Origin of the sequence: Psychrobacter sp. YGAH215, from assembly GCF_007280595.1 — a bacterium.
Classification (GTDB): domain Bacteria; phylum Pseudomonadota; class Gammaproteobacteria; order Pseudomonadales; family Moraxellaceae; genus Psychrobacter; species Psychrobacter faecalis.
The window spans coordinates 1-11,370 of the sequence record NZ_VKLR01000002.1; the positions used below are offsets into that span (position 1 = coordinate 1).

Genomic DNA, 11,370 nt, shown 5'->3' on the forward strand with positions numbered 1-11,370 from the left:
TGGTTTAACAAAACTCGCATTCATAGTACGATTGGTTATGTGTCGCCTTTTGAGTTTGAGAGACGATACTATGATAGCCTTAATGAGTCAGACAAAGCTGCCTGACTCAAGCAATCCACTCTCCGATATAGTCGGGGCGGTTCATTGACGAAGGTTTAATAGATTCTGTGTAACTGTCATTTGGCTTGAAGAAACACTTACATAAAATTTTCCTTGGCTTTTATCTGCCATCATCTAAAGAATTCAAAAAGTCAGCTAGTACATCCCCATGACGACCGTTCCTTGCAAAGTACGCCGTGGCCTTTTTTAGTATCTCTCGCTCTTCTTGTGCAATCTTTAACTCTCGCTTTAAACGCTTATTCTCTTCAATAACGGCCATTAATTCAGAATCAAACTGTTTAGTACCTTTGAGCTTACCTTGATTAGCTTTCCGTTGCCAATTAGCTAGCTTTTGCATTGGTAGCCCTAACTGCCTTGCTGTGCCACTGACATTGCCACCATTATTTTCTATTGCTTTGACCGCTTCTGCTTTAAATTCTTCACTATATCTCTTAACTTTCTTAGTCATGGTAAACTCCTATTTGTCTTCTTTAGTTTACCAAGTTTTTGTCTACGGTTTTTTCAGCATACATCACAACGATGTAAAGAGCTAAAAGGTCAAGGCTTGACTACTCGTAAATCTGATATAATTTGTTCTAAATGTGATTTACTCTGTTTACTCCAAATATTATAGAAGCAATAATTATCGCCTAACGTCAAATAAGCCAACCATTTTCCGTTAGGATCACCCCCTTCACGCCCATAAGTCAACTCAGTGCCATCTTGGTACACATGGTAGTCATTCCAAATACTGCCTTTACCTACAGGGTCACTTATTCCTGAAAGCGCAACACCATAGGCACTACGTACATCAGGTAAATCATAAGCCACGCCCCAACCTCCTGAAAAATTGGCACGCCGCACATTTCTATCAATGAGATGAGAATTAGCGGTAGAGGGAAGGACCAATAAAGGACACTTTCTTCCAATTTCAGACTTTTTCCATTCTGCTTTATAAGCCGAATCTGTTTCAGAAGTGGTAATAGGGGTTAGGCGCCATGATTCAGGGATAGAAGATGGCGGTATGAACCCATGCACAGACTGAGGATGATTGGAATCTGTGATTAAATGTATTTCAGTAAATGAGGGTTTGGCAACAGTTGATGGGTTATGTGGAACATGTCTAGATGATGAGTGGTTGGTTACTACCGTAGAAGTTTGCTTGGGTGGTTGAATGACTTTTGTTGTCCGAGTAGCCGAAGGCTGTTTTGAAGACTGGCAGCCACTAATAGCTACAACCAAAAGGGTGGTGTATGTTAAGCTTATAATTTTTATTGAAATATTACTTTTTATAGCATCACTGTTAAGAGTAAATTTCGAGTTTGTCATAACCAGTTCCTTTTTAATAAACAATTTGATTAAGGGTAAGTTTTTGTATTTTAGGACTTACGCAAATTTGATGGAATACGACCGTAATTGTTGGCACAAATACTCACTAAGTAAGCCATGTTTCAAATGATATATCATAAATGACACAAGTTATATCAATAATCTTAACACCTCTCTCAACCAAACTCGTCTTTTAGCCAGTACAGATGGGAGCGAACGTGTTTTGGTTGCTAAAGTAAAAGATAGTTTTAAAAAGTCCTCAATATATCGACAAGGTAGCTTTATCAAAATAAAACCGTCAAAAATACGCACAAAAAACAAGCACTGGAAGACTATTCTATAAAAGTATTCTATAAAAGAGGTGGCGGACTCGCATCGAAAGTGCAATGGTAATCCCCCCAATAAATAAGAACACTTACAAATAGAGATTAACTGCTAAAATACACCAGCAGGAGAATCCTATGAAAAAGACACTCTTTAGCGACAACCAAATCGTCAACATCCTAAAACAAGCCGAACAAGGCGTCCCTATTACCGAGCTCTGCCGTGAGCATAACATCAGCCAAAGCACCTTCTACAACTGGCGATCTAAATATGGCGGCATGGATGCCTCTTTGATTGCGCGCTTAAAAGAACTTGAAGTTGAAAATGCCCGCCTTAAAAAGATGTACGCTGATGAATGTCTTAAATCCGACATCCTACAGGATGCTATGTCAAAAAAGTGGTAGCGCCCCAAAGGCGCAAAGCGTTGGTTTGTCACTACATTGAAGATCGTGGTTTGGTATCCGCAGAGCTTGTAGCATCTTTAACATCAGCGTCACCTGTTATTATCACAAGTCGGTGGTAACAGATGAGAACCAGCAAATAGCGGACTTACTTATCAAACTGACTGATGAGAACAAGAACTGGGGCTTTGGCTTGTGCTTTTTAGCCTTGCGTAATGTGCTAGGACTGCCGTACAACCATAAGCGGGTATATCGCATCTACTGCGAGCTTGAACTCAACCTTAGAATCAAGCCTAAGCGTCGCATTAAACGTGCTAAACCAATACCATTAGCAGTACCTGATAGGATTAACCAAAGCTGGAGCATGGACTTTATGCACGACAGCTTAACTGATGGCCGCGGCTTTAGACTGTTCAATGTCATTGATGATTACAACCGTGAGGCACTCACCGTTGAAGTCGACTTCTCGCTACCGGCCGGGAGGGTCATACGCAGTCTTAATCAGCTTATTGAGTACCGAGGCAAACCTGTGCAGATAAGATGCGATAACGGCCCTGAATACATCAGCAATGCGCTCAAAGACTGGGCTGAGCAGCAAGGTATCATCTTAAGCTATATTGAACCTGGCAATCCACAGCAAAATGCGTATGTAGAGCGCTTTAATAGAACCATGAGATATGATTGGTTAAATCAGGAGCTGTTTGATAATCTAGAGCAGGTACGCGCACAAGCAGAAAACTGGTTATACCATTATAATCATAAGCGCCCAAACATGGGCAATGGCGGTTTTACACCGATACAGAAACTCAATCAGGCAGCTTAATTCTATTTATTAGGTGTCTTAAGTTTGGGAGGGTTACCCAATTACATTAAAAAACACTCAAGCTACGCATCAAAGACAAACACGTAAACCAGCTAAACAAAATAGCTGGGAGTGTTAACTATGCGTGGAACTATGTTAATGACCTGAGTTACAAACATCTAAGGCGAACAGGCAAGTTCTTCTCAGCCTATGACCTAAATACTTACACCAAAGGCAGTGGTGAGTATTTAGGTTTACACTCACAAACTTTGCAAGCCATCAACGAGACTCACGCCAAATCTCGTAAGCAGTTTAAAAAAGCCAAACTAAATTGGCGAACTAACCGTGTGGATGCCAAACGTAAAAGCCTAGGCTGGATACCCTTTAAAAAGTCTGCTATTAAGTATCTAAGCACAAGACAAACAGGCAAAAAAGCACTGAAATCAACCATACAGCTATCGCTCTCTAAGGGTCAAAAGCTCATCATAGATGTCTTTGATAGCTACAACCTAAGTCTATATCAAATCAACACCCTTGATGTCGTACAAGACGCAAGAGGAAGATGGTATGCCTGTATTACCGTTAAAGACTTTCCCAAACAAGTGAGTGGTAAAGGTAGCGTTGGCATTGACCTAGGACTTAAAGACAGTGCCACCACCTCAAATGGTGACAAGCTGACAACCAAACAAACGCAAAAATGGGCTAAAAAGCTAGCCATTGCCCAAAGAGCCAAAAACAAACAGCGTGTGAAGGCAATCCATGCCAAAATTAAAAATACACGCCAAGACCTCATACACAAATTCACCACCAAGCTTGTTAAAGACAATGCCTTAATTGTGGTTGGTGAAGTTAAATCTCGCTCATTTACAACTAAAAAAACCAATCTAGCTAAATCAACATACGATGCAGGATGGTTTGAGCTTAAACGACAACTGGAATACAAATGCAAGCATGCAGGTTGTCAGCTTGAGATGGTAAATGAGAGTTACACTACCCAGACCTGTTCGCACTGTCGCAAAATAAGCGGTAGTAGTCCGAAAGGTAGAGCAGGTCTTGGAATAAGAGGATGGACTTGTGCTGAGTGTGGCACATGGCATGATAGAGATATCAATGCTGCTAAGAACATCCTCGCGGTCGGGCTTGACCGTCTAGCTGTAGGAATCCCCTCACTTTAGGGAGGGGAGGAAGTCAATTGATTTGTTAGTCATTTTGACACCTCTACGAACATAATTGTAAAAAATTAAGAACCACTCATCAGGTTTTAAGCCGCTTATGCCAGGGTGAAGCGAATTCAGAATCTAGGCGCTTGTTCATCGTCCAAATACTCTTGCATAGGACGTTTGGTAAAGCGTTTAGGATCTTTTTTAACCCATTCAACCATATGACTGATCCAAGCGCTACTTGATTGATTAGCAGAGTTTTGAGCTGACGAGCCTTTCCTAAAAAGTGTGTAACTGCTTATAATCCACTAACCGGAGAATAAGCAATGACTACTCAATCTGACATTAAAAAACTGGCCGAGCAAATGGCTGGTAGCATGAAAAGCTTTGATGACATCAAAGACTTCCAGAAGCAGCTCATGCAATCTTTTATCGATACTGCCCTTGAAGCTGAGATGGAAGACCATCTCGGCTATCCCAAGCATCAAAAGGCGGATAAGCCTAACAAGCGCAACGGGCACACTAAAAAGACCGTCCGTAGCGACACAGGCGATCTTGAAATCTCCACCTCAAGAGACCGAGACGGCGCTTTTGAACCTACACTTGTGCGCAAGCATCAAACCCGTATCTCAGGGCTTGATGATAAAATCATATTTCTTTACGCCAAGGGCCAAACCACCACCAAGATTGTAGAGAGCATTAAAGAGCTCTACGATGTCGATATCTCAAGTAGCTTGGTTTCAAGAGTCACTGACAACATCTTAGAGGACATCACTGCATGGCAGAACCGGCCGCTGAGCAGTGTTTATCCTATCGTCTATTTAGACTGCATTGTCGTTAAAGTACGCCAAGACAAGCAGATCATCAACAAGGCTATATATCTGGCGCTAGGCGTAGGACTTGATGGTAAAAAAGAGTTACTTGGCATGTGGCTATCAGAGAATGAAGGCGCTAAGTTCTGGCTAGGCGTTCTCACTGAACTACAAAACCGCGGCGTTCAGGACATTCTTATTGCCTGTGTTGATGGTTTAAAGGGCTTCCCTGATGCCATCAATACCGTTTACCCCAACGCTCAGGTTCAGCTGTGTATCGTACATATGGTACGCTATTCGATGAAGTTTGTACCCTGGATAGATAAAAAGGCCGTAGCAGCTGATTTAAAGGCCATCTATGGCGCTGATACGCTTGAGATAGCAGAGGCCAACCTTGAGCACTTTGATGAAGTATGGGGCAAAGAGTACCCGCATGTCATCAAGTCTTGGCGCAATAACTGGGAGGGCTTAACGGTGTTCTTTGAGTATCCGAAAGACATCAGAAAAGTGATTTATACCACCAATGCTATTGAGTCTTTAAACAGCGTGATTCGAACGGCGGTGAATAAGCGTAAGGTGTTTCCCTCTGATCAGGCAGCATTCAAGGTAGTATATCTGGCAACCCAGCAGGCCTCTAAAAAGTGGTCGATGCCAATCCGTAACTGGACGTCTGCTTTAAATCGCTTTATGATTATGTTTGATGACCGTATCAGCAAGCATTTAATCTAAACGGCAGTTACACAGAATTCGGGATGGTCTCCGCCCCGGCTATATTGGAGGCAATTTTTTCGAATCAGAATGTATGATTAGAATCTATAAGATTAATAATTATATGTCTGATCGCATTGTGTCTATAAGAAGGCAAATAAACAATTAAAAAACCTCAGCTATCATCCCTGCTTTAACACCCGATAAACCGTAGCCACCCCAACACCAACCGCCTTAGCAATCTCCTCTTTCGTCATATTGTTTTGACTGGCCAACTCTCTAATACGATTATGTTTCACTGTATTGGCTTTCTTACCTGTGGGCTTATAACCACTATTCGCTAACCCCTGCTTAATACGCTCTCTACGCTTATCGTTATCAAGCTTTGCCATCGTTGCTAACAAGTCGATCAGCATATGGTTAATCACTGCTAGGATCTCACCTGTCATGCCCTTACTTACCGTATGCGTGGTTGGTAGATCGGCCACCACCAATCGCAAGCCCTTGTCTTTGATGCGCTGCTTTAGAATTGCAAAATCATCTTGAGATAGCCTGCTTAATCTGTCCACGCTTTCAACCAGCAGAATATCGCCTTGATCAGCGTCCTTTAATAGCTTAGCTAATACTGGCCTATCGAGCTTTGTACCACTGAAATGCTCAACATACTCAACATGGTTATCATTATAGCTTTGGCTAAAGCTAATCAAGTCAGACAAGGCTCTCTTAGCATCTTGATCCTTAGTGCTGGCTCTCACATAAATACGAACGGTCATAACGCCACCTTTATTAATTAGACTTAATAATTAATGTTCATTGATAATTGCAAGATATTACTATCATTTAATAATAGTAACAAGTCTAATGATAGTAATATTATCGTTTAAAGGTTTTATGTTTTGGGTATAGTCTATTGATAGAAGAAAAGCACAGCAACCAGCCCTATAATTCAAAAGTCTGTTATAGATGGTTCCATGTTAACAGTCTGTTTTAAGTAGTCTGTTAATAGATTAGAAGGGCAAAATAACTAGTTCCCTTGGGGTATAGTCTGCGAATTTAAATAAAATATAACTTTAAAGAGGTTTTGAGATCCTCTGTCAATATTGGAGCTTAACTGTGTTCGATATTTTACAAGCGATTCCTACTTGGCACCTTGTAGGACTGTTCTTAGCCGGTATGGTTTCTTTTGTAATTTCCACTATATCAGGAGGTGGCGGTGCGCTTTTGCTCATACCTGTTACCTCTGCGCTGATAGGAACCTCAGCTGCGCCACCTGTCATCAATTTGGGTAATTTCATTAGCCGTCCTTCGCGCCTTTATTTATTTTGGCACCATATCGACTGGTCGCTAATAAAGTATTACGTACCAAGCGCTATTATTGGTACATGGTTAGCTGCACTGTTATTTAGCCGTCTCAATGGCAGCTGGATTCAATTATTAGTTGGCGCATTTTTGATATCTACCGTCTTCCAGTATCGTTTTGGCAAAGTAGAGAAGTCTTTTAATATGCCTAAATTGGGTTTTGTGCCTCTAGGTTTTATCACTGCATTTATTAGCACACTCGTCGGTGGTTTAGGGCCTGTGCTTAATCCGTTTTATATGAATACAGGACTAAAAAAAGAGGATTTAGTCGCTACTAAAACAGCCAATTCTTTCTTTGTAGGACTCGCTCAGATTGGTAGTTATACTTTTTTTGGTGTATTGACCATCAATCTTTGGATTTATGGTTTTGCATTAGGACTTGGTGCCATAGTTGGCAACATCATAGGCAAACGTTTTTTAGCAGGTATGAATGTTAAGCAGTTTAGAGTACTACTGATCTTATTAATGGCCGTTAGTGGCGTAGTGATGATTGTCCAAAACGTCGAGGTTCTTTAGCTAACGATACTGGTTTAAAAACAAGCCACGTTGACTTACGCAACTGTGCTAAATTATCGATATTCGATAATTTGGCGAAAATGTTCTGCTGAGGAGAGCAATTCTTGGTACACCATAATAATTATAAAGTTGAAAGCAAGTCCGTGTGGACCGTTTTTCTTATTTTCCTGAGATTGGGGTTAACCTCATTTGGTGGTCCTGTCGCCCATTTGGGCTATTTTCGCGATGAGTTTGTGACACGACGAAAATGGCTAACTGAGAACAGCTATGCTGACTTAGTCGCGCTTTGTCAGTTTTTACCAGGACCAGCGAGCAGCCAAGTTGGTATTGCCATAGGATTATCTCGATCAGGATATTCTGGTGCTCTTGCTGCTTGGGCTGGTTTTACTTTACCTTCTGCTATAGCATTAATCCTATTTGCCATGAGTATTACCAGTTATGGGGATATTATTCCATCTGGCGTACTGCATGGTTTAAAAGTAGCGGCAGTGGCTGTGGTTGCACAGGCAGTATGGGGAATGGGTCGAAACCTCTGCACCGATGTCGCTCGAATCTCTATTATGGCTCTGGCCACTTGTTTTGTACTTTTAGTGCCCTCTGCATTAGGCCAAGTTAGCGTCATTGCTATTGCTGCCATTATTGGACTGATATTGTTCAAACCTGAAAAAACGATGGCTCACGATTCTCTGCCTATTACTGTCAGACGTCGGGTTGGTTTATTTTGGTTATCCTTATTTTTTACACTGCTAATTGGCTTGCCGCTGCTGGCCACACTATATCCAACCCATACGCTCTCTATGATAGATACCTTCTTTCGCGCCGGATCGCTCGTGTTTGGTGGAGGGCACGTAGTGTTACCATTATTACAAGCTGAGGTTGTTCCAGCTGGTTGGGTGAGTAACGATACTTTCTTAGCAGGTTACGGAGCCACGCAAGCAGTACCAGGACCTTTATTCACCTTCTCAGCGTTTCTTGGGAGTTCGATGAACCAAGCTCCTAATGGTTGGTTGGGCGGTATGGTTTGTTTATTAGCTATCTTTGCGCCATCGTTTTTGTTGGTTATGGGTGCCCTGCCGTTTTGGGAGAGTCTACGACAAAATTTGCGGACACGAGCTGCTCTGTCTGGCGTCAATGCTGCGGTCGTTGGTTTGCTACTGGCAGCGCTTTATCAACCTGTATGGACAAGCGCTATCTTTGAAGCAAAAGATTTTGGTCTGGCATTGATCGCATTGGTTGCTTTAATATTCTGGAAATTACCAGCTTGGCTAGTCGTTATAAGCTGCGGAGCTGCTGGATGGTTACTAACATTATAAGATGAAAGTAAACATGAAAGAGCTATTTGCAGAGTTTGTTTAATCGCATTGTGGCAATCCTATATTCGTAAAGTCATTACGCTATTTAAGACTCGCTTAGCAAAAAATCTAGCAAAGTGGGAACATTCTCTCTAGCACTGCGTCCAGCACCAATCAGAGTGGCAGAACCTGGGCTTGCCCAGTCACCATAACCAAATAACCATAACCGAGGCTCCTTGACCGCTTGCCCATCTTTAACTTGCACTTTTCCATCAGCTTCTAAGACATTTAAAGGTGCTAGATGGTCAAGATTTGGTTCAAACCCAGTACACCAAATAACGGCATCTATCGTTTCTTCACTACCATCAGCCCAAATGACGCCTTGTTCAGTAAATTGGTTAAACATAGGTACTGAATGTAAAACCCCTTTGTCACGTGCCGCCTTGACGGGAGGCACCATGACGATATCACCGATACCGCCCTCAGGATCACCATTATTGCTGCCAGTAATACGTGCTGTTGCTCTTTCAAACAGGACACGTCCATCGACATCATCGGCTAAAAACAATGGGGGCTCACGTGTTACCCAGCTGGCGTTAGCCACTTCAGCCAGCTCCGCATAGATTTGTGCACCTGAATTACCACCACCTACTACCAATACGCGCTTATTTCTGTAGGCGTCTGGGCCTTCATAATGCGCGGAGTGGCATTGCTCCCCAAGATACGCTTGCTGACCTTTGATAGAAGGAATTATAGGATTGCTCCAGGTTCCCGTTGCGCTCACGACGGTTTTTGCCAACCATGTAAAACTTCCATCAGTCACCCGTAAGCAATTGTTTTCATCATCACGCTGTACGCTTTGGACTTGATAAGGTCGGTAGATTGGTAACTTATAATGTTCTTCGTAGTCAGCAAGGTAATGGATGACCTCGTCTCTATGGGGATACTCTCCATCTTTTGCTTTTGGCATCAAGCGACCTGGCAAGGAGCTCATAAGAGCAGGAGAAAATAGGCGTAACGATGGCCAAGTATGCTGCCACGCGCCGCCACTTTGGTCTTGATTGTCAAGAATGATGAAGTCAAGTTTCGCACGTCTCAGATAGTAGCCAACGGCTAAACCGGCTTGACCACCGCCGATAATGATGGTGTCGAATACTTTAATTGACATAATGCTCCTTAGTGTCTGCTACCAGAAAAATCAATTGCTCATACTGAGGCTTGCTTTTTACTCTTCAGATCTTAATTGAAGACATGTTTTGACGAAATTTTTATCGACATCTTGATTCAGCTTATCATGCAAATAATCTTGCATCGCTCCAAAATATCATTTCACTAACTAAAGCCAATAATAACTATTAAAAGACTGTACATATGAAATATTGTATATATAATATTTCATATGTACAGTCTTTTAATAGGGTTAGGTTATGGAACATTCAAATAAGAAAAAGGTATTGTTTCTCTGTACCAGCAATTCAGCCAGATCACAAATGGCTGAGATATTATTAAAGTATAAAGCCGGTGATATTGAACCGCCCCGACTATATCGGAGAGTGGATTGCTTGAGTCAGGCAGCTTTGTCTGACTCAATAAAACTATCATAGTATCGTCTCTCAAACTCAAAAGGCGACACATAACCAATCGTACTATGAATGCGAGTTTTGTTAAACCAATCGACCCATTCAAGGGTTGCTAATTCAACATCACACGCATCCCGCCACTGCTGTTTTAAATATTCAATCACCTCTGTTTTATAAAGCCCGTTAACCGTTTCAGCCAACGCATTATCGTATGAATCACCCGTTGTACCAACAGATGCAATGACGCCAGAATCAGCCATCTTATCAGTATAGCGAATGGATAAGTACTGAACGCCGCGATCACTATGATGAATCACATCTTTAGGATGGTTTCTGTCTGCAATGGCTTGGTTTAGTGCTGCCATCACCATATCAGTGTTCATACGATCTGATACTTTCCAGCCAACGATAGCGCGAGCAAACACATCAATGATAAAGGCAGTATAGACCCAACCACTCAATGTCTTTATATAGGTAAAATCAGCAACCCATAGCTGGTTAGGGCGATGGGCATTAAAGTTACGATTAACCAAATCATCAGCACGCTTTTGACCATCACGAGACTTAGTCGTTATCTTACCTTTACCTCGCCAAACACCCTGCATGCCATGCTGCCGCATTAAACGCTCTACAGTGCAGCGTGCAGGATGTATACCCTCTGCTTTCAACTGTTTCCAGACTTTACGCGCACCATAACGGCATTTGCTGTCCTTCCAAATACGTTTAATCTCATTAAGATAGAAATCGTCATGCTGACTACGCTGTGAACGTTTTTCAGGATTTTCTTCTAGCTCTTTGGCACGATAGTATGTGGATGGAGCAATCGGTAGTACTCTACAGATTGGCTCGACTCCATATTGTGGTTTGTGGTCATCTATAAAATCAACCATTACTTGGGTTTGCGGTCGAGCTCCGCCTGGGCGAAAAAAGCCGCTGCCTTACGTATGATCTCATTGGCCTGTTTGAGTTCTCTGCATTCACGTTCAAG

6 protein-coding genes, 4 pseudogenes and 1 other annotated feature are annotated in these 11,370 nt (G+C 42.2%); of the genes and pseudogenes, 5 read left to right on the forward strand and 5 right to left on the reverse strand.

Annotation, left to right across the window (positions count from 1 at the left end):
- Window positions 1-281: 281 nt before the first annotated feature.
- Window positions 282-568 (reverse strand): annotated as a pseudogene (locus FOR85_RS01505) (transposase); the annotation flags it as partial.
- A gap of 89 nt (window positions 569-657) precedes the next feature.
- Entirely contained in the window at window positions 658-1,428 is a 771-nt protein-coding gene (locus FOR85_RS01510; RefSeq protein ID WP_144296420.1) for a hypothetical protein, read from the reverse strand.
- Between the two features lie 461 nt (window positions 1,429-1,889).
- Here FOR85_RS01510 and FOR85_RS01515 point away from each other — a divergent pair.
- The 3 genes and pseudogenes from FOR85_RS01515 (at window position 1,890) to FOR85_RS01530 (ending at window position 5,656) form a co-directional block, all read left to right on the forward strand.
- Window positions 1,890-2,976: pseudogene (locus FOR85_RS01515) on the forward strand (IS3 family transposase).
- 50 nt (window positions 2,977-3,026) lie between these two features.
- A pseudogene (locus FOR85_RS01520) lies at window positions 3,027-4,130 on the forward strand (RNA-guided endonuclease InsQ/TnpB family protein); the annotation flags it as partial.
- Window positions 4,131-4,441: 311 nt separating this feature from the next.
- A complete protein-coding gene (locus FOR85_RS01530; protein WP_144296422.1) occupies window positions 4,442-5,656 on the forward strand; it encodes an IS256 family transposase in 1,215 nt (404 codons plus the stop codon).
- 161 nt (window positions 5,657-5,817) lie between these two features.
- Here the strand turns inward: FOR85_RS01530 and FOR85_RS01535 are convergent, their stop codons facing one another.
- Entirely contained in the window at window positions 5,818-6,408 is a 591-nt protein-coding gene (locus FOR85_RS01535; protein WP_144296423.1) for a recombinase family protein, read from the reverse strand.
- A gap of 340 nt (window positions 6,409-6,748) precedes the next feature.
- Here FOR85_RS01535 and FOR85_RS01540 point away from each other — a divergent pair, with 340 nt between their 5' ends.
- On the forward strand, window positions 6,749-7,510 hold the full coding sequence (locus FOR85_RS01540) for a sulfite exporter TauE/SafE family protein (RefSeq protein ID WP_223808458.1): 762 nt from the start codon (window positions 6,749-6,751) through the stop codon (window positions 7,508-7,510).
- A gap of 104 nt (window positions 7,511-7,614) precedes the next feature.
- Entirely contained in the window at window positions 7,615-8,823 is a 1,209-nt protein-coding gene (chrA, locus tag FOR85_RS01545; protein WP_144296424.1) for a chromate efflux transporter, read from the forward strand.
- Window positions 8,824-8,908: 85 nt separating this feature from the next.
- Here chrA and FOR85_RS01550 read toward each other — a convergent pair whose 3' ends face one another.
- Window positions 8,909-9,970 carry an ArsO family NAD(P)H-dependent flavin-containing monooxygenase gene (locus FOR85_RS01550; protein WP_144296425.1) on the reverse strand — a complete coding sequence of 354 codons (1,062 nt, stop codon included), beginning with the start codon at window positions 9,968-9,970 and terminating at the stop codon, window positions 8,909-8,911.
- Between the two features lie 399 nt (window positions 9,971-10,369).
- Window positions 10,370-11,370, reverse strand: a pseudogene (locus tag FOR85_RS01560) (IS3 family transposase); the annotation flags it as partial.
- Window positions 11,198-11,314, reverse strand: a sequence feature (AL1L pseudoknot). (Overlaps the previous pseudogene by 117 nt.)

Excerpts from the sequence above, each read along its gene's own strand:
- FOR85_RS01510 (WP_144296420.1), bottom strand. The coding sequence starts at position 1,428 with ATGACAAACTCGAAATTTACTCTTAACAGTGATGCTATAAAAAGTAAT.
- FOR85_RS01530 (WP_144296422.1), top strand. The coding sequence starts at position 4,442 with ATGACTACTCAATCTGACATTAAAAAACTGGCCGAGCAAATGGCTGGT.
- FOR85_RS01535 (WP_144296423.1), bottom strand. The coding sequence starts at position 6,408 with ATGACCGTTCGTATTTATGTGAGAGCCAGCACTAAGGATCAAGATGCT.
- FOR85_RS01550 (WP_144296425.1), bottom strand. The coding sequence starts at position 9,970 with ATGTCAATTAAAGTATTCGACACCATCATTATCGGCGGTGGTCAAGCC.